Source organism: Acinetobacter sp. WCHA29 (assembly GCF_002165335.1).
Classification (GTDB): domain Bacteria; phylum Pseudomonadota; class Gammaproteobacteria; order Pseudomonadales; family Moraxellaceae; genus Acinetobacter.
Genome location: NZ_NHRQ01000008.1, coordinates 24,910 through 44,535, shown reverse-complemented (window position 1 = coordinate 44,535; position 19,626 = coordinate 24,910). Strand labels below are relative to the sequence as shown.

The window sequence follows — 19,626 nt, the reverse complement described above, 5'->3', positions numbered from 1 at the left end:
CACTACTTTTTAGCAATAAAGTTTTCTAATACTTTAAATTTTGGTCGTGTTTCAAAGTATTGTTCAGATGCTAATGACCCAACAATTGAGATATGACGTCCATCAAATGAATACGGTGTGTTTTTGGTTGCCATATGATCTGATTTAAATAGATCTGCTTGGCTTAACAAGAGTGTATTCGGATGTTCTGAAACGATTTTATTAATCACACTTGTTGCATATTTTTGCTTTGTAGCGAGTGGATTGTTCATATACTCATTTAGATTAAAGTCTCGCTCTAACCATATTGCACGTTTGAAAATTGAGCTGATGTTTTGATCAAACGTATATGGTTCAGACATTACGATCACTTTTTTATTATTCATTTGTGCAACTTTGAGTAGCTCACTAAATGAATTCTGCTGATTTTGACGAACAATATCAGTCCAACGACCAGCAAAAATAAGAATGTCATAATGAGCTATATGATTCTTCAGATAGTTTCGGTTGATTAAGCACTGCTGATAAGCCGTAGATGACTTGTCACCTGTAAACTCTTTATCAAGACTTGGATAGCACCAATTCGTACTGATCGTATGGATGTTCAAGTTTAGCTTTTTGCCTAGACGATCCCAAAATGGAATATTGTGACCTGCAAATGAATCTCCAAACAAAAGAGCTGATTTAGCATTTGTTGAGTTAGATGCTATATGACATTTTAATCCATTTTTTCCAACAGTCAGACTATGATCATCTTTAATGTTATAGAAACACCAACCATTCGAGACCATAGGCATCTGTATTTTCTCAATACGCTTTAGGTATTCTGCATCGGCTCGATTTTCTAACCCATCCTTACCTAGAAACTTATAAAATGGGTAGAGAATCACAATGCTTAAGATAAACAATAGATAAACATACTTTTTATTGATTTTATTCAGATGAATACGACAGGGTTCAATATGTTTGTAACTCAACCAACCTAAAACAAAAGATAATAAAAGAGCAAAACTGATATTGATAATATTTTTTTGAATTAGGAAATAGCTCAATAAAAATGAGATCGGCCAATGCCACAAATAAATAGAATATGAAGCACTGCCTAAACTTTGTATCAACTTGGGTTTCGTTAGTATAGAGTTTTGACGGTTGGCGATTAGAATTAAAACTGTACCCAAAACAGGAAGGGATGCAGCATAACCAGGCCAAGGCGTATCTTTGGTTAAAAAAATCAAGCTTAGCGCTAAAAGTCCAAAACCTGTATATTCAATAATTTTTTGCTTAATCGATGATAAAGAATATTGGTTAAAATAAAAGTACACCAGTCCACCTGCAATTAACTCCCATGCACGTGTTGAGAGTTTAAAGAAAGCATATATCGGATTTTCTGGTGTAAGTTTTACAGACAACAAAAATGAGCAAGCAAACAATATTAGAAGTAATATGCCTATATATTTAGTTTGTTTCGTAAGCTTTTTAAATGTGTACAAAATGATGGGAAAAAGGATGTAGAACTGCCATTCAACAGCTAAAGACCAGGTATGCAGTAATGCTTTATCATGTGAGCTAGTTGCAAAATAGTCTCCTGATTGTTCATAGAAGAGATTATTTGATAAGAAGGTGAGACTGTATCTCGCATCTTTAGCAAAGTTTTTTAGATCTTCTGGGATAAACACAAATAGCCCCAAAGCCGTTAAAACTAAGACTAAGGCTAATAGTGCGGGATAAATACGAATAATTCGAGATAAGTAAAAATCAACAAAAGAAAAATTATTGTGTTCAAGCTTTTCCACAATGATTTTTGTCATCAGATAGCCTGATATCACGAAGAAAACATCAACGCCCAAGTACCCAGCGGAGAAACCGAATACATTGAAATGGAAAAGAACAACAAAAACTACAGCATATGCTCGAAGTCCATTGATATCCGTTCGAAATTGCGATCCGATCATTAATAATTACTAAAAAGCAAAAATTATATTTTACAGAATCAAGGTTTGATGAGCGAGTTTGTATTAATTTTTTTAAATGATTCAACCGCACTATTTAGTGAAAGATTATAAACATCAATATGATTTTCTTTAAAAAATTCAGAAGCTGCATCAAATGCAGGTAATGTTAAATCTAAATATTGGTCTAACATTGTAGGTTGTTTGTTTTCTTTATCTTCATAAAATCTAGGCTGTGAAAAATTATTCATATCTAGACCAGCAATATAGATTTCTTTGAACCCAATAGAATATGCTACCTGTAATGCAACGTAAGCTACTGTAAAATAATCAAAAACAGCATTAAAAATATTGGTAGAGAAACCGAACTGACCATATAAATGAAAATAAGATTGAGATAGATCAACAGGCGTCTGTTTACCCATAAATAAATCAGTCGTTTTATCTTGTGAAATGGTTTCGATCACTCTGATGGAGCATTTAATTGTATTAGGATGAATTCTTCTCAAGATTACATCAAGGCATCTTGGTGTTGTAAAAAGGGTACAATCACTCTGCAAGACTTTCATCACGAGGTCAAAACGATTACCCGTAAAGTTGTGATCGATAATTACATAATATTTGAAATGAATATAATCTAATGAAATTGCACCATTTACTCCGATGAAATCATATTCTGGATTATTAAAAAACTTATGGTCAATGTTCTTTACTGATGGTCCTGTTGCAACGAGGATACATTTCCTTTTGCTAGTTGTAACTTGATTCGTATTATCTGCGATTAATTTTTTACGGAAAAAGACTTTTTCTAGGTCACCCTGAGCATTACGCTGCACAGAAAAGTATGGCCAATAGCGACGATTATGCTTATATTGTTTAGGCAAACACATTTTATAAATAAACTTAGTGATATTTCTGAAAATATGATGAAAAAGAAAAGGTTGCATTGCTTGGCTCTTGGCAGATTACTTTTAAAAGATGACTATATTATTTAGCTTGCCAATTATATGCCAATTTCTTTAAAACAGTTATTGAATTGACAAAACACACGACAAAAATAAAAATCAACCTAAACACATATATTTAAGTTGATTGTTATTGCTAATTTTGGGATGAGATTGCTAATCTGTTAATCATCCAAAGAAAATTTATTTTTATCTTTAAATTTTGCTTTTAATTTGTGTAGTGAATTACTAAACCAATTTCTTTGTTCGTCAGGGCGTGTAACTTTATTGCCTTGATAATTGATTTGAGTCGCTTTTTGAAATGGACCATAAGCTTTTACTAAATAGTCTTCAGGTTTATAACCCTTATCCAATGCTTCTTGATAATATTGATCAAATAACTCAACTAAGTCTTTTCTTGGATGAGGCATGATTTTTCCATCAAACCAATGTTTTTGATTGTTTTTTTCTAGGCGCGGTAACGAGTATTTATGGCTAAACTGCGTACCCATATCGGAGTAATGTAGAATTTTGATATCTTCTATTTTTAAGCCTTCACCATCAATACAGTTGTATGAACTATTGTAGTTTTGGACTAGATGTGGTTTGTCTTTGATTAATTGCATTAACTTCTTGTGACCATCTGGATCAGATTGCAACGTTTTAAGTGAAGGTAAATATTGTTTAGCTTTTTCACAATCCCAAACACAAGTACATAAACGAGCTGAACTTTTGCCACCTTTGGCGATGACGATTGCATCATCTTTCATCGGATGCGACCATAACTCAGCAATATCACATAAAACGATGACATCAGCATCCATATAGATCGAACGCCCTTCAAAGTTGGATGATTCAGGAATTGCCCATCGAAAACCTGAAAAAGGAGTCGCCCATTTTTCAGTATGCCAACCTTCACTAGCTTCTTGATTACTGTACCATGGACTTTTTGTATCATGGCTTAATTGCATCCAAAAAATTTCAATAGGATGTTGAGTGTGTTTTCGAATACTGTAATCTAAAACCATCATTTGTTCTAAGTCACAGTTGTTGGGATCACACCCAACGAATACTTTAATTACGTCATTGTTCATATCTGCAATCACTTCATCATATATAAATCAATGCAGTATGTAGAAGATAGAATCTTTAAGGAACTGCACGATAAAATTAAAACCAACATTGTAAGTCTATATTCTTTACATGACTAGCATTGAAATGTATTGTGCAATAAACTCCACTATGATTTTGATAGAATAAATAGTGCGTTCTAATTTATTGTTGTATTTACAAGATAGAATATGAATGATAGTTTCTTTGTGTCTTACTTTTAGTGGCTTATATTGTTGTATATGAAGATCAACCTATGAGAATTTATGTAATAAGTCTTTCAAATGAGTCTCAACGTAGAAAGCATATTCATACTGAATTTACTAAAGAGGGATTAGTATTTGAATTTTTTGATGCGATTACTCCCATCACTTTATCTTCAACAGCACTTGATCTAGGCATAACGGTCGATAAAACTGATTTACATCCAAATGAAATTTCTTGCATATTAAGCCATGTCTGCTTATGGAAAAAAGCTGTTGATGAAAAATTAGATTATATTGCCATATTTGAAGATGATATTTATTTAGGTAATTCTGCTCAATTTTTTTTGAAAAATTCTCAATGGATTTCTGAGCAATGTGAAATAGTTAAATTAGAAACTTTATATCGTAAGGTATTTCTTTCTAGAAAAGATGAGCCTTTAACTCTTGAAAATAAACGTGAATTAGTAGTACTAAATGGTCCACATATGGGGGCTGGTGGATATATTTTGTCACGTCGCGCCGCAGAATCTCTAATAGATTTTACGGCTAGGCTATCAGAACTTATACCTATAGACCATATTATATTTAGGGCTTATCCAGAAGAATCCCATCAAAAAATATATCAGTTATCGCCAGCGCTATGTATTCAAGATGTAATTTTAACTGACGGTGAGACAAATTTTCCTAGCTCGTTAGAGGAAGTTCGAAATATTCGTAAAGGAGAGATTAAAGTTAAAAAGAAGTTGAGTTTAAGGGCCAAAGCTCAGCGTGAATTTGGGCGCCCATTTCTACAAATACTATCTTTTATTCAAATTGGAATATTGTTTTTTCAAGGGAAAAAAGTGACAAAAATTAAGTTTAAATAGTAATTTTATATCATTATTGAGTTTTTCTTATAGTGTTCATCTGAGGCATTTATAGCTCTAAACCGCTTATATCCCCACATATATTCCGCAGGGAAGCGGTTGATCATCTGTTCAACTGCTTTATTGAGTGCCGCAGTTGCGATCTCAATATCGCGATCGTATAACTCAGGATCATTCAGATCATCGCAATACACATCAAATCCCTCACCATCCTCACGACGAAAACAGCTTAATCCCACCAGACGACATTGTGTTTTTTGCGCCATTTTACTTGCAAGTGTACTGGTTAAACAGGGAATTCCAAAAAAAGGAACCACGACACCACCAGAGGGTTGCGGAACATGATCTGGCAGAATTACACTGAAACCACCTTGTTTGAGGTTTTTGAATAATGCTTTAACACCGTTGGCATCAGTTGGAACTAGTGTCGCGTTTAACCGTTGACGAGCATGTAAAGCAAAAGCATTAAATCCTGAGTCTTTCATGGGTTTATACATAATGGTAGGAATACCATATTGGTGTACCCAAGCATTCATCATTTCCCATGTACCGAGATGAGGGGTAATAATTAAAGCACCTCGGGGATCATTTAATGCATTTGTTAGTACATCTAAATGATGAACCATCTTTATTTGCTGGATACTCCATTCTGTAGGCATTGCCCAGCATTTCCCAGATTCGATATAACTTAGACATTGCTTTGTCACGCTTTCTTTAGCAAGCTTCTCACGCTCACGCTCAGGAATATCTGGATAAGCAAGACTGAGATTTACCCGTGTTTTCCAAAGCATACTTTTATTTGGATTTTGATTAATAAAGTAAGCCGCCACTTTTGCAATACTGCGCAAAAATGCTAAAGGTAGAATACGGAGTAAAGTGGTATAAAACGACATTGCGATTAATCTTGTTTATTCGCGTTGCCTTTGAGGACCATATAAATGAGGGCGACAAAGATGAGAAGTGCACCTGCTAAGCTACTAACGCAAAAATATAAAATGCGTTCATTGGTCGTCATATTGAAAAGTTCATTTGCTAGGATATAGCGCATAAAAAACCATTGTGCCAAAGAAAACACAATAATCACAATTGCATGTCGACGTACATCAGGACGCATTGCCATAACAATGACCTCTCAATAAAAAGCAGTTCATTATGCCACTAGCATAGATATTCTCAAAGTATAAATTATCGTACCAATGCTCTCCAAAAGGAGGGGATCGGATAGACATAAAAAACCCTGTACGAGACAGGGTTTTTATTTAATCCATAAATCTACAGATTATTTTTCTTCAGCTTTTGCTTTTTCACGTAAACGAATACCCAAGTCACGCAATTGATTCGCTTCAACAGGCGCTGGTGCTTGAGTTAATGGACATTCAGCAGTCTTCGTTTTCGGGAATGCAATCACATCACGAATAGAAGAAGCACCTGTCATGAGCATGATCAAGCGGTCAAGACCAAATGCCAAACCACCGTGTGGAGGCGCACCATAACGTAATGCATTCAATAAGAAGCTGAATTTTTCTTCTGCCTCTTCTTCACCAATACCTAACGCTTCAAAAATCGCTTTCTGCATCTCTAAGGTATAAATACGCAGTGATCCACCACCGATCTCAGTACCATTGAGTACCATATCGTATGCAACAGACAACGCTGCACCAGGATTGCTCTTCACTTCTTCAACACTTGATTTTGGTAGTGTGAATGGGTGATGCACAGAAGTCCATTTGCCATCATCAGTTTCTTCGAACATTGGGAAATCAACAACCCAAAGTGGTGCCCACTCGCAAGTTGAAAGATTCAAGTCATGACCGATTTTCACACGAAGTGCACCCATCGCATCATTTACAACTTTTGCTTTATCCGCACCAAAGAATACGATGTCGCCATTTTCAGCACCAACACGTTTTAATAAATCGAGTACGATTGGCTCGATGAATTTAACGATTGGAGATTGAAGACCTTCGATGCCTTTTTCAAGTTCATTGACTTTGATGTAAGCCAAGCCTTTAGCACCGTAGATGCCTACGAATTTGGTGTATTCATCAATCGCACTACGTGGTAATGAACCAGCACCTGGTACACGTAAAGCGACAATACGACCTTTAGGATCTTTTGCAGGACCTGCGAAAACTTTGAATTCAACGTCTTGCATCAAGTCTGCAACGTCAACTAATTTCAATGGAATACGCATATCTGGTTTGTCAGATGCATAATCACGCATTGCGTCAGCGTAAGTCATACGTTCAAATTTATCGAATTTTACATTCAATAATTCGTTGAACATTTTAACTGTTAAGCCTTCCATTAAATCCATGATGTCATCGTCACTCATGAACGATGTTTCAACGTCGATTTGGGTAAATTCAGGCTGACGATCTGCACGTAGATCTTCGTCACGGAAACATTTAGCGATTTGGTAATAACGATCGATACCACCGACCATCAACAACTGTTTGAACAATTGTGGTGATTGTGGAAGTGCATAGAAGCTACCATTTGAAACACGACTTGGGACTAAATAGTCACGTGCGCCCTCAGGAGTTGCACGAGTCAAGATCGGTGTTTCAACATCGAGGAAACCGTGATCTTCAAAGTAGTTACGAATCAAGTTTGTAACTTTAGAACGGAAGCGTAAGCGATCTAACATTTCTGGACGACGAATGTCCAAGAAACGGTATTTCAAACGAATTTCTTCAGAAATATTGGTGTTTTCGTCATTCAATGGGAATGGAGGTGTTTCAGAAGCAGCTAAAACTTCGATTTCTTTTGCTAAAACTTCGATTTGACCACTCACCATGTTGGCATTTTCAGTACCTTCATAGCGACGACGTACACGACCTGTAATTTTTAACACAAATTCAGAGCGTGCTTTATCCGCAGTTGAGAAAGCTTCTGGTGTATCAGGATCAATGACGACTTGAACTAAACCATCACGGTCACGCATATCAAGGAAAATTACACCACCATGGTCACGGCGACGATGAACCCATCCGCATAAAGTCACTGTTTGATCGATTTGGGCTTCAGTTAAAGAGCCACAGTAATGAGTGCGCATCATATTGAATTATTTATCCAAACTATATTGGCTAGAAGGTGAATGCGTAAACAGCGCATCACCAATGAAGGGGAGATTATGCCTTGTTGAACATATTGTCTCAAGTCTTAATCATTTCAACAGAATTTTAAAGCGACGCTTTTTTAAAAAAATGATCTTGTTTGACCTTTTTGATCAAATAATAGTAGCAACAGACATGCTGCTGTAAAAACACAAAGTGCTGTTTGAGTAAATTCGTTAATTGATTTACCAATAAAAAAATATCGTTCGGTGTACCAGAGTTCTGATGAAATATGACGACTATAGTCCCAAATCGACAACAATCCCGTAACCGTTGAAATGATTAAGTTTGTTGTCATAAATCCTTTGATCTTAATCGGTACAGGTTGAGCTAGTTTATATTTCATGTAATAGCTTTTGCACATCCAAAAGATAAAAGGTAAGGCTAAGATGGATGAACCAATCTGCAAAATAAAATGTAATGGATAATGCAAACCAAAGAGAGAAATATCTTGTGCGAGTAAATCCTTAAAAGCAAAGGTTCGAAAGTCTAGATGGGTTAATCCATCCCAGATTAAATGTGTCGCTGTACCCAGAATAATCGCAAAGCAATTCATAAGAATAAAGCCCACTGCATCATCAAAATTGCTGAGCTTTATTGGGTCTTTTATACCCAGAAAGCGATAACTGACAGGGCGATAAATGAGATACCACAAGAGACAAAAGAATAATCCAATCGGAAGATTGGGAAATAATATGCCAGACCACTGATGTGTTAATGCAATTGTTTCTTGAGTAAATAAACGATGCAGGTCTGGGGTCATACAGCCGATTGCAAGCGCTGCGACAGGCAAATGACCTTTACTCAATTTTGATAGAGGTGGTGCAAGAACAGCGTGAGAAAGAGTAAATGGCATATTCTTGGAGTGTTATAAACATTGAATAATGGATCAGCAGTGTAGCAAATGTTTTTTGTGGTTATGTTTTTTATTGCAAAATAAATGAAATGTTATAATATAACAAAATATATTTAAGCTGATCTGAGACACGGCATGTCATTTTCTAAAAATATTTTGACTTTATCTATTTTAGCAATAGCCAGTAGTACCTCCTTTGCTGAAGAGGAAGCAAAGGTTCAACAACTTGCTACGATTGAAATTAAAGCGCACCCTTTAGAGCGAAATGCGGCCGATTTTGCTGTCGCAGATCATGTGGTTGAGCAAAAAGAGTTAACTGGAAAAAGTGTAACATTAGGTGATGCTTTAGCTGGTGAGATGGGTATACATACCAATCAGTTTGGCGCAGGTTCAAGTCGTCCAGTGATTCGCGGACAAGATGGTGCTCGAGTCAAAGTGTTGCAGCATGCCTCTGAAAATATTGATGTTTCAATCTTATCGCCTGACCATGCGGTCACGGTTGATCCATTATTAGCAAAGAAAATAGAAGTTATTCAAGGACCATCTACTTTACTGTACGGTGCTGGTACTGTAGGTGGTTTGGTCAATGTCACAGACAGCAAAATTCCGACACAGATGCCAGAAAATGGTTATGAGGGGAATGTTGGACTCCGTTATAACACGGGTAGTGATGAAAAGCTGGCAAGTGCAGGTGTAACGCTGGGTTTAGGTGATCAAGTTGCATTACGTCTTGAAGGTCTCAAACGTGAAGCCAATGATTATATTGCACCTGATTATTTCCATGAAGGCGAAAAAGAACGCCGAGTCGATAATACTTTTGCCAAAGGGCAAACTATAAATGTGGGTCTATCGTGGATTTATGATCGTGGCTTTACGGGTATTTCATATAGCAATCGTCAGGATCAATACGGCTTGCCAGGACATAGCCATGAATATGAAAGCTGCCATTTACATGGTCTGAGTTTACATTGTGGTGATCACGGCCCAACTGATGATCATGATCATGACCATGAAGAACATACACACGATGCAGGCCCTTGGATTGACTTAAAATCAGAGCGTTATGACGTGCGTACCGAACTGGATGATCCATTTGCAGGCTTTAAAAAATTACGCGCACAAGCGAGTTATACAGATTATCAACATGATGAGATCGAAGAAGAGACCATCGCGACTCGTTTTAAAAATAAAGGTTATGATGGACGTTTAGAGTTGGTACACAACCCGCTGGGTGCATGGGAAGGGGTCATTGGTACACAATATGGGCAACAAAAATTAAAACTTACAGGTGAAGAGGCCTTTTTAGCGCCAAATACCACTAAAAAATGGAGTGTGTTCGCATTAGAACATGCACAACTTAATGATGTTCATGTTGAATTAGCTGCTCGTGCAGAACAGCAAAAGATTAATATTGATGATGCAACGAAAAAAGATTTTGACGGTTCGGCTTTTTCTGTTTCTGGTGCCGCCAATTGGGAGTTTGCACCAAACTATAAACTCTCGTTTGTTACTTCGCATCAAGAACGTTTACCTTTAGCACAAGAGTTATATGCCAATGGTGGGCATTTCGCCACCAATACCTATGAACTAGGAAATGATCAGCTTAAAAAAGAGCAGTCAAATAATGTCGAACTTGGTTTTCATTACGATGATAACAAGTTCGATTACCATGTACATGTCTACCATAACTGGTTTAACGACTACATCTATGCCCAAACTTTAGGTCATTATAAAGATTTCCGTTTGGTTCAGTATGCGCAAGATAAAGCCAAGTTCTACGGTGCTGAAGCAGAAGTGGGTTATCAGCTCTCTTCAATTTATAAACTCAGTGCATTCGGTGATTATGTTCGTGGCAAGATCGATAATGAAAATGCACCACGTGTACCAGCGGGCCGTTTAGGTACAAAAGTGAATGCAGACTTTGATGATCACTGGAGTGGTTCGGCTGAGTATTATCATGTGTTCCAGCAGGACAAGATTGCGGCTTATGAAACCGATACACAAAGTTATAATATGTTAAATTTGGGTGTGGCGTATTCAGGTAATTATGGCAATGTCGGTGATTACCGTGTATTCCTGAATGCCAATAACTTGTTGGATGATCAGGTTTATCAACATGCATCATTCTTATCAACCATTCCACAAGTTGGACGTAATTTTAGCGTTGGTGTGAACTTTAGTTTCTAATTTATCACTCAAATCTTATTGAAAAATCAAAGTATAAGCTCTAGCCTTAGTCCATTAGGCTAGGGCTTTTTCTGTTTATATGCGCATCTTCCAAAGAATTCATCAAAAATTAAACTGGTCAGGTCGACGTTACATGGCAGTCATATTGAGTATTTTTGCGATTGGGTATATTGCTTCGGCAATTTATCACACTGTAAAACCACTCCCAAAAGGACTGGATTTTACGGGACAACTTCGTCATGCCAATGTGAAATTTTTAGCGGATCAAACTTATATTGATATACAAGGTCAGCAACAAGTTGATCAGCATATTTTCAAAGAAGTATTCCAACTGATTGATCAAGCACAAACCACGATCGTGCTAGATATGTTTCTATTTAATCAGGAAGTTGGTGAATCAAAGGTAAAGCAATTTCCATTGATGCAACAACTCACTGATGCGTTAATTCTGAAACGTAAACTTTACCCCGCAATTCAAATCGTTGTGATTACAGATCCAATTAACTCGGTTTATGGTGGAATAACGCCTCAACACTATCGTCAGCTTCGTCAAGCAGGCGTAGATGTGATAGAAACGGATTTAAAACCTTTGCGTGCTTCAAATCCATTGTGGTCGGGTTTTTGGTATATCTGTTGTCAAAATTTAGGCAATAATCCAGAAGGTGGTTGGTTAAGTAATCCCTTTGGGAAGGATAAAGTGACCTTACGTAGTTATTTAGAATTGTTAAATTTTAAAGCCAATCATCGTAAAACCTTAGTAGTCGATACGGCTGAAGGTTGGAAGAGTTTAGTGACCTCAGCGAATCCTCATGATGGAAGTTCACATCATAGTAATGTCGCACTGGTCGTGGATGGCCCAACCGCGATTGATGTATTACAAACTGAGCAAACTGTCGCGAATATGTCACAAGGTTCAAGCCCTTTTGTGATTATGGGTGGGCTGGTGGAAGATAAGCGCTTGCCACAGGTGCAGCTACTGACTGAAAAAGCGATTTATGATGCGGTGTTGAAGATGATTCAATCTGCAAAAAGTGAAGAGCATTTGGACATGGCTATGTTCTATCTGTCTGAGCGAAATATTATTGAGGCATTAAAACAGGCTAAACAGCGTGGTGTAAATATCCGTATCATGCTTGATCCAAATAAAGATGCATTTGGTCGTCAAAAGAATGGTATTCCAAATCGCCAAGTGGCTTCAGAACTGAATGCGGTAGGCATTCCAATTCGTTGGTGTGATACCCATGGTGAACAATGCCATAGTAAAATGCTACTCAAATATAACGCTCAGCAAGCTGAGTTGATGCTAGGTTCAGCGAACTTCACCGCACGAAATCTTAAAAACTATAATCTTGAGACAGACATGCGCGTTTTAGGTTCGGCACAAGCACAGGTCTTTAAAGATGCGGGACAGTATTTTGATGCTGCTTGGAGTAATGCGAATGGTCGTCAGATCACGGTTGATTATGCAAAATATACTGATGAATCAAAAATCAAATACTGGCTCTATCGTTTTATGGAGTGGTCGGGCTTATCGACTTTCTAAAAGAAAGAGGCTTTAAGCCTCTTTTTTTATTGCGGATTGGGTGGAATCAATTGATCTAAGTCCTTATCAGCCAATTGATCTAATTCACTTAAATCCATTTTGATTTTCCACTGGCTTTCATCTTCCACAGGCGTTGGAAGTCGTGCTTCCAGCCAGTCACACACTACATCAGGACTAAACTCAGCATGATTACATTGAATCACCCAAGCTAAAAAGTCTTTCGCTTCACCATTCATATAAGGAGGAGGAGAGACAGGGAAGAATTGAGTGGGTAAGCGCTCATTGGTCGATAAGTAGTTCAGAACATGCCCAAGCTCTTGAACAGTTTGCCATGCAAGTGGATGTGTAACATCAATATTAAATTTAAACCACCATGCATGTTGACCATCTGTGCCATGTGCAACGATGCGAGCTTCTTGCACACTTGGAACTTTACAAAAGAATTGATAAAGGCGATCAAAATTCATTTCAGCCACAAATGTCGTCTCAAAATCAAAAATATAATTTTAGCATATCTCTATTTAACTATCCGTAGATGTGATTGATCGATGAATTGATTGATTAGATCTGAAAAAATATTATTACAACAGTCATGCTTAATTTTTGTTCTAAAATAGAAAGATACTCTGATTTCACAGGAGATAATCATGAAGCAATCTAAAATTTATATTTATGGCTTGGCGACTATATTGGGTTATCTCCCTATCATGAGTTATGCAGATAATGCTTGGAGTGGCTATAGTGGTGTGGAAAGACGTTCCTCGCATCAGGCTTCGCCATCTTATCAGCAGCCTGCACAAGACTCATTTGCCTTTTCAAATCAGCGCTATACCCCTACTGCACCACCCAAAGGCTATTATTATCAGCCCTATCAAAATAATAACCACCCTTACCCGAACCATCGACCAAGCCTTCGGATTGAATATTATCCAGAAACACAATATGAGCACAGTTATCGCCGTGAGTCTTTCGTGGTGGGGAATGAGCTGCCTGATGCGTTCCGTAGTGAACGCTATGTGATTCGAGATTGGGATTATTATTCCTTGCGTGAGCCGCCACGCGGTCGACATTGGGTCATGGTCGATGGTCGTTATCTTTTGGTGACTGATGATAATTTCACCATTGAAATTATTCGCTGATTTTAAATGTTTTTTTGAATTTTATTCAAAATTGAAATCTCCATAATTTCTTGGTTTTCATTACAAAGTTTTGCAATGTCGCTGGATTTGTTCATGGTTTCTCCTTGAGTTTTTCTTAATCTGGATTCAGGTCAAACAGAGGATCAAACAATGAAAAAGACAGCAATATTACTTGTATCAACCTTAATGCTTGGTGTTTCTGCATCTGCGATGGCAGATTCCAATCGTTGGAACAATCATCACGATCATAAAGATCATTACGATCATCGCTATGACCGCCATGATCATCGTGAAGCCCGCTGGTCAAATGGTGATCGTGGTAACCACTATGGTCAACGCATAAATCTTAAACGTGGTGAACGTTTACCTTCAGAGTTCCGTAGCAACCGATATATGATTTCCAACTATCGTATGCACCGTTTATATGAACCACCACGTGGTTATCACTGGATGCAGGTACAGGGCAAATATGTATTGGTTGATTCGAAATATCGTGTGTTCCGAGTTGCATAAAATACCTAAGAAAAAGCAGGCGAAATGCCTGCTTTTTTTATTTATGCAAGTTCGTCATCTTGTGGTCGTGGTGTCTTATTTGCAGGAAGTTGTTGTTCATGATCTTTACCACGAATCACCGATGGATAGTTCCACGAAGCAAAACGCACCACTAAAATGGCTAGGGCGAGGATTAAAATAGAACCCGTAATAATCACCTGATCCATTGAGGCTTTATGATTATGTTGAATATCTGCAATCAAGAGGCGAGTAAGTGCAGTGATTGCCACATAAATCAAAAAGCGCACGGGCATGTGATTGGTCTTGAAATAAATCCCAACCATCGCGCCCAGTTCAAGATAGATAAATAACAGCAGAATATCGTCAATGCTTGCGTATTGCTTAACGGTCAAAATTTCAATCACCGTGTGCACGGCTGACCATGCGATCATACAGCCGATAATAAACAGCGCCAGATAATGAAATGCTTCAACTGCATAGTGACCTAAACGGTCGAATAGACGTTGCAGGTCTTCAAGTTTCTCTTTAGAACTAGACATGGAAATTTAATGTACTCAACATGATCATGAAAATGGATGCAATTTTTATGCTGATTTTATTATAGCCATAAAAAAACTGCCTAAACCAAATGATTTAGGCAGTTTTTAAAACCGAACTAGAATTAAGCTTGGTTTGTGAAGTAATCTTCGCTGAAGTTCATGATTAAGTCAGAACCTGCTTTGATCTTCGCAAGGCGAGAATCAAGTTCTGGCAAAATACGGTCAACAAAGTACTGTGCCAAAGCAAGTTTGTTTTGGTAGAAATCACCAGACTTATCTTTTGCAGCAGCAGCAATCTTAGCAAACATATAAGCAAAGCTAAGTAGACCAACTGCGCTTAAGTAATCTACTGCAGCAGCATTCGGGAAGTCTACATTTTCAGCAGCTTGCTCAATGATGAATTGAGTGATTGCTTCAATTTCAGTTGCAGCATCTAAAGTTGCATCTTTAATGAAGTTTAAGTCAGTGTCTAATGAATTGGCAAAATCACGGATCTCAGCAATATATTCAGCAATAAACGCACCGCCACACTTAATGGTTTTACGACCAATTAAGTCTTGAGATTGAACGCCGTTGGTGCCTTCGTAAATTTGAGAAATACGAAGATCACGGATACATTGTTCCATACCCCATTCACGGATAAAACCATGACCACCAAATACCATTTGTGCATCTAAAGTTGCTTGGAATGCAGTATCTGTGAGGTAAGCTTTTGCAATTGGTGTTAACAGCGCAACACGGTCATTGGCTTTCTTCACTGCTTCTGCATCAGTAGAGAATTTAGTGATATCAAGCTGTTGACCTACATATACTGCAAATGCACGAGATGCTTCATTATTTGCACGTACATTCAACAACATACGACGAACATCACCGTGAACTAAGATGCTATCCGCAGGTTTATTTGGAGATTTAACACCAGAAGCACTACGACCTTGTAAACGATCAGTCGCATATTGAGCTGCATTTTGGTAAGCAAATTCAGAAGCACCAAGACCTTGGATACCCATTGATAAACGTTCATAGTTCATCATCACGAACATTGCTGCAAGACCTTCGTTTTCTTTACCAACGAGATAACCTTTTGCAGCATCAAAATTCATCACGCAAGTTGCAGATGCCTTGATCCCCATTTTATGTTCGATTGAGCCAGGAGCAACAGGGTTACGCTCACCTAAAGAACCATCTGCATTTACAATGTATTTCGGTACGATGAATAAAGAAATACCACGTGAACCCGCAGGTGCATCAGGTGTTTTTGCAAGAACTAAGTGAATGATGTTTTCAGCGAGATCGTGATCACCACCTGTGATGAAGATCTTAGTACCTGTAATGTTATAAGTACCATCTTCGTTGCGTTCAGCTTTGGTTTTAATAATTCCTAAATCTGTACCTGCATGCGGTTCAGTTAAGCACATCGTACCTGACCATTCGCCAGAGTAGATTTTAGGTAAATAAGTTTCTTTTTGCTCTTGAGATGCATAGCTGTTTAATGCCATACCTGCACCCACAGAAAGAAGCGGGTAGAGCAAGAATGATGGATTGGTTGCGAATAGCATCTCATCAGCAAGAACAGTCAGCATTTTTGGCATTGCCTGACCGCCCCATTCCTCATCAGCGCCTAAGCCGATCCAACCACCTTCAGCGTATTGACGGAATGCTTCTTTAAAGCCGGCTGGTGTGAATACTTCACCGTTAACCCAACGTGCACCTTCTTCATCACCAGTACGGTTAAGTGGGTGAGTTACGTTTTGAGCAAATTTAGCCATTTCTTCTAAAATTGCTTCAGCAGTTGCAGCATCTACATGAGCAAGATTCTCATTAGACTGCCAAAATTGTTCTGCTTTAAATACATCATTTAAGATGAATTTCATGTCTGCTAAAGGTGCATTGTAAATTGGCATAATCGTTCCTTTTTACGCACAGGTTATGTGCAAAGTGATTAAATAAAACGAACAAACAAATTGAATAGTTTAAATTTAGCATTGATTAAACAAAAAAAGGACGGTCAAAACTGACCAGTCCTTTTTTTGTGATGAACGTTGCATCTCACTCTAATCTATGATTAGAACGCAAAGTGTTCCGCATCAAGTTCAAACAATGGCGCAACACCAGTTGAAAGTACATCTACATGCGAGCGAACACGTGGCAAGATCTTCTTGAAGTAGAAGCGAGCAGTCGCTACTTTCGCATTGTAGAAGTCAACATCAGTTGAGCCTTCAGCCAGTTTCTCCTGAGCAACAAGTGCCATACGTGCCCATAGGTAAGCAAGTGTGACATAACCAGAGAAGTACATGTAGTCAACCGCAGCTGCGCCAACTTCATCAGGGTTTTGCATTGCACGCATACCGATTTGCATCGTAATATCGCCCCATTCTTTGTTTGCAGCAGCCAATGGCGCAATGAATTCTTGCATTGCAGCATTGTCTTTGTTTGCTTCAACAAATTTATGGATGATCTTGGTGAAGTCTTTCAACATTGCACCTTGAGTTTGCAATACTTTACGACCTAAAAGATCAAGTGCTTGAATTTCAGTTGTTCCTTCGTATAAGCAAGCAATACGTGTATCACGTACGATTTGCTCCATACCGTGCTCAGAAATAAATCCGTGACCACCAAATACTTGCACACCGTGGTTTGCAGATTCATAACCAGTTTCAGTTAAGAATGCTTTAGCAATTGGAGTTAACAAAGATAAGATGTTGTCAGCAAACTTACGCTCTTCTTCAGTTTCGCCTTTTTCAACGATATCTGCATACTGAGCCAATAAGTAAACAAGTGCACGACCACCTTCAGCAAATGCTTTTTGAGTTAAAAGCATATTACGAACAGCAGGGTGAACAATAATTGGATCTGCTTCTTTTTCAGGTGCTTTAGGACCTGAAAGTGCACGCATTGCTAAACGATCTTTCGCATATGCTAAAGCACCTTGGAAAGAACCTTCAGATGCAGCAAGACCTTGAACGGCTGTACCAATACGTGCAGTGTTCATGAATGTGAACATGCAGTTCAGGCCGCGGTTTTCTGGTCCGATCAAGTAACCTTTTGCTTTATCAAAGTTGATCACACAAGTTGCGTTACCATGGATACCCATTTTGTGTTCGATTGAACCGCAGCGAACAGTATTGCGCTCGCCGATAGAGCCATCTGCATTTACATTAAATTTCGGTACGATGAACAGCGAAATACCTTTAGTGCCTTTAGGTGCGCCAGGTAAACGAGCAAGTACGATATGGATGATGTTTTCAGCCATGTCATGTTCACCAGCAGAGATAAAGATTTTCTCGCCAGAAATTGCATAGCTACCATCATCATTTGGTTCAGCTTTGGTTCGGGTAATACCTAAGTCTGAACCTGCATGAGATTCAGTTAAGCACATTGTACCTGTCCAAACACCTGATACAAGCTTTGGCATATACGTCGCTTTTTGTTCATCAGAACCATGGTGTTCAATTGTACGAACAGCACCATGAGAAAGACCTGGGTACATACCCCAAGACCAGTTTGCTGTACCAACCATCTCAGAAATTGTGATTCCTAGAGAGTTTGGTAATGCTTGACCGCCAAATTCTTCATCAGCAGAAAGAGATGGGAAACCAAGTTCGATATATTTTTGATACGCTTCTTTAAAGCCTGTAGGTGTTGTAACAACACCATCATTCCAAGTACAACCTTCACGATCGCCTGATTGGTTGATAGGAGAAAGTTCATTCTCACAGAAATCAGCTGCTGCTTCTAAATATTGATCAACCAATTCGCGGCTTACGGTGCCTTGAAATGCAGGAAGTTTTGCGTAATGTGCTTCAGCATTTAATAATTCGTGCAATACGAACTGCATATCACGTAAGGGTGCTTTGTATTGTGGCATAGCATTTTCCTCAATACTGGTTAAACCAGAGTTATAATCTTAGTCAATGATAAATGTGCCTAATGGCAGCATTTTGTACCGCTAATCGTGCAGCAAGTCATCGTTCGGTACAAGCTTTAACAGGGCATTTCTTAGTGACTGTAAAGTCAAAGATAATGCTTAAATTATTTTAAAGCGTATTGATTGTAGGCAGTTTGCGTTGAATTCGCTCGTAATAATATGCAAAAAATCGTAAGCAGCTGTGTAATTAAAAATAATTGGCTCTGCAAATAAATTAAAAGGCGCTTGAGACGCCTTGATAACGAAATAATATTATGTTCTTAGATAGGTTTAACGTTTGAATTGCGATTTCTCAGGCGTAAAGCGAACGTCACAAGTACCTTCAATTACACGATTATTCCACTGAACATTCACACGCTCACCGATGCGTTTACCCTGACAGGCTTTCTCGATCTGTACTCTCTGTAGTCGATGTTCTTCACGCATTTGTTCTCGTCGTTCTTCACGTTGTTCGCGTTTAGCTTGCCATTCTGCACGTTGTTCAGGAGTTAGCGGTTGACGTTGCATTTCGTGGCGATGGCGGTCATGATTCATTGCTTGTTCTGAAGGTGTTACTTGGCAGGCAGCCAAACCTAAAACAGAACCGAGAAGAGTTGTCATTAATACGATTTTTGTCTTGTTCATTATTTTATCCTGCTTAGTCAGTTAAGATTCGATTGTTAAAGATTAGATAATAAAGATGAAGAAAGAATGGAGAGTTTTTTTGAACCATGTTGGTTACAATCCATAAATAGAACACTATTGAGAT

The 19,626-nt window shown here is 38.2% G+C and carries 17 protein-coding genes; 5 read left to right on the top strand and 12 right to left on the bottom strand.

What is annotated here, in order from left to right; genetic code table 11:
* Positions 1–2: 2 nt before the first annotated feature.
* The 3 genes from CDG59_RS07660 to CDG59_RS07650 form a co-directional block, all read right to left on the bottom strand.
* Positions 3–1,931: an acyltransferase family protein gene (locus CDG59_RS07660; RefSeq protein WP_087544606.1), complete on the bottom strand. Its 1,929-nt coding sequence runs from the start codon at positions 1,929–1,931 to the stop codon at positions 3–5.
* A 38-nt stretch (positions 1,932–1,969) separates the two neighbouring features.
* A complete protein-coding gene (locus CDG59_RS07655) occupies positions 1,970–2,875 on the bottom strand; it encodes a lipopolysaccharide biosynthesis protein (RefSeq protein ID WP_087544604.1) in 906 nt (301 codons plus the stop codon).
* A 182-nt stretch (positions 2,876–3,057) separates the two neighbouring features.
* Complete coding sequence (locus CDG59_RS07650) at positions 3,058–3,966, bottom strand: glycosyl transferase (protein WP_087544672.1); 909 nt, start codon at positions 3,964–3,966, stop codon at positions 3,058–3,060.
* 239 nt (positions 3,967–4,205) lie between these two features.
* Between CDG59_RS07650 and CDG59_RS07645 the strand changes: the two genes are divergently transcribed.
* On the top strand, positions 4,206–5,054 hold the full coding sequence (locus CDG59_RS07645) for a glycosyltransferase family 25 protein (protein WP_227519115.1): 849 nt from the start codon (positions 4,206–4,208) through the stop codon (positions 5,052–5,054).
* A gap of 5 nt (positions 5,055–5,059) precedes the next feature.
* Here CDG59_RS07645 and CDG59_RS07640 read toward each other — a convergent pair whose 3' ends face one another.
* From CDG59_RS07640 to CDG59_RS07625, 4 genes are all read right to left on the bottom strand, one after another.
* The gene (locus CDG59_RS07640) at positions 5,060–5,947 is read right to left on the bottom strand and encodes a lysophospholipid acyltransferase family protein (RefSeq protein WP_087544601.1); all 888 of its coding nucleotides are present in this window, start codon (positions 5,945–5,947) and stop codon (positions 5,060–5,062) included.
* A 5-nt stretch (positions 5,948–5,952) separates the two neighbouring features.
* Positions 5,953–6,174 (bottom strand): hypothetical protein, encoded by a 222-nt coding sequence (locus CDG59_RS07635; RefSeq protein WP_004908914.1) that lies wholly within the window; start codon positions 6,172–6,174, stop codon positions 5,953–5,955.
* A gap of 159 nt (positions 6,175–6,333) precedes the next feature.
* Positions 6,334–8,115, bottom strand: a complete 1,782-nt coding sequence (gene aspS / locus CDG59_RS07630) for an aspartate--tRNA ligase (RefSeq protein ID WP_005162225.1) — start codon at positions 8,113–8,115, stop codon at positions 6,334–6,336.
* A gap of 140 nt (positions 8,116–8,255) precedes the next feature.
* A complete protein-coding gene (locus tag CDG59_RS07625; RefSeq protein WP_087544600.1) occupies positions 8,256–9,029 on the bottom strand; it encodes a DUF4184 family protein in 774 nt (257 codons plus the stop codon).
* A gap of 135 nt (positions 9,030–9,164) precedes the next feature.
* Between CDG59_RS07625 and znuD the strand changes: the two genes are divergently transcribed.
* On the top strand, positions 9,165–11,216 hold the full coding sequence (gene znuD / locus CDG59_RS07620; protein WP_087544599.1) for a zinc piracy TonB-dependent receptor ZnuD: 2,052 nt from the start codon (positions 9,165–9,167) through the stop codon (positions 11,214–11,216).
* Positions 11,217–11,295: 79 nt separating this feature from the next.
* Positions 11,296–12,759: a phospholipase D family protein gene (locus CDG59_RS07615; RefSeq protein ID WP_171295010.1), complete on the top strand. Its 1,464-nt coding sequence runs from the start codon at positions 11,296–11,298 to the stop codon at positions 12,757–12,759.
* A gap of 26 nt (positions 12,760–12,785) precedes the next feature.
* On the opposite strand, the gene CDG59_RS07610 is transcribed toward CDG59_RS07615, so the two are convergent.
* A complete protein-coding gene (locus CDG59_RS07610; RefSeq protein ID WP_087544668.1) occupies positions 12,786–13,226 on the bottom strand; it encodes a hypothetical protein in 441 nt (146 codons plus the stop codon).
* Positions 13,227–13,406: 180 nt separating this feature from the next.
* Between CDG59_RS07610 and CDG59_RS07605 the strand changes: the two genes are divergently transcribed.
* Both CDG59_RS07605 and CDG59_RS07600 read left to right on the top strand, forming a co-directional pair.
* The gene (locus CDG59_RS07605; RefSeq protein ID WP_087544597.1) at positions 13,407–13,898 is read left to right on the top strand and encodes an RcnB family protein; all 492 of its coding nucleotides are present in this window, start codon (positions 13,407–13,409) and stop codon (positions 13,896–13,898) included.
* Between the two features lie 150 nt (positions 13,899–14,048).
* On the top strand, positions 14,049–14,411 hold the full coding sequence (locus CDG59_RS07600) for an RcnB family protein (protein WP_087544596.1): 363 nt from the start codon (positions 14,049–14,051) through the stop codon (positions 14,409–14,411).
* 41 nt (positions 14,412–14,452) lie between these two features.
* Here CDG59_RS07600 and CDG59_RS07595 read toward each other — a convergent pair whose 3' ends face one another.
* From CDG59_RS07595 to CDG59_RS07580, 4 genes are all read right to left on the bottom strand, one after another.
* Positions 14,453–14,950, bottom strand: a complete 498-nt coding sequence (locus tag CDG59_RS07595) for a phosphate-starvation-inducible protein PsiE (protein ID WP_005162200.1) — start codon at positions 14,948–14,950, stop codon at positions 14,453–14,455.
* 122 nt (positions 14,951–15,072) lie between these two features.
* On the bottom strand, positions 15,073–16,854 hold the full coding sequence (locus tag CDG59_RS07590) for an acyl-CoA dehydrogenase C-terminal domain-containing protein (RefSeq protein ID WP_087544594.1): 1,782 nt from the start codon (positions 16,852–16,854) through the stop codon (positions 15,073–15,075).
* A gap of 161 nt (positions 16,855–17,015) precedes the next feature.
* Entirely contained in the window at positions 17,016–18,818 is a 1,803-nt protein-coding gene (locus CDG59_RS07585; RefSeq protein ID WP_087544593.1) for an acyl-CoA dehydrogenase C-terminal domain-containing protein, read from the bottom strand.
* 330 nt (positions 18,819–19,148) lie between these two features.
* Positions 19,149–19,502 (bottom strand): heavy-metal resistance, encoded by a 354-nt coding sequence (locus tag CDG59_RS07580; RefSeq protein ID WP_087544592.1) that lies wholly within the window; start codon positions 19,500–19,502, stop codon positions 19,149–19,151.
* Positions 19,503–19,626: the final 124 nt, after the last annotated feature.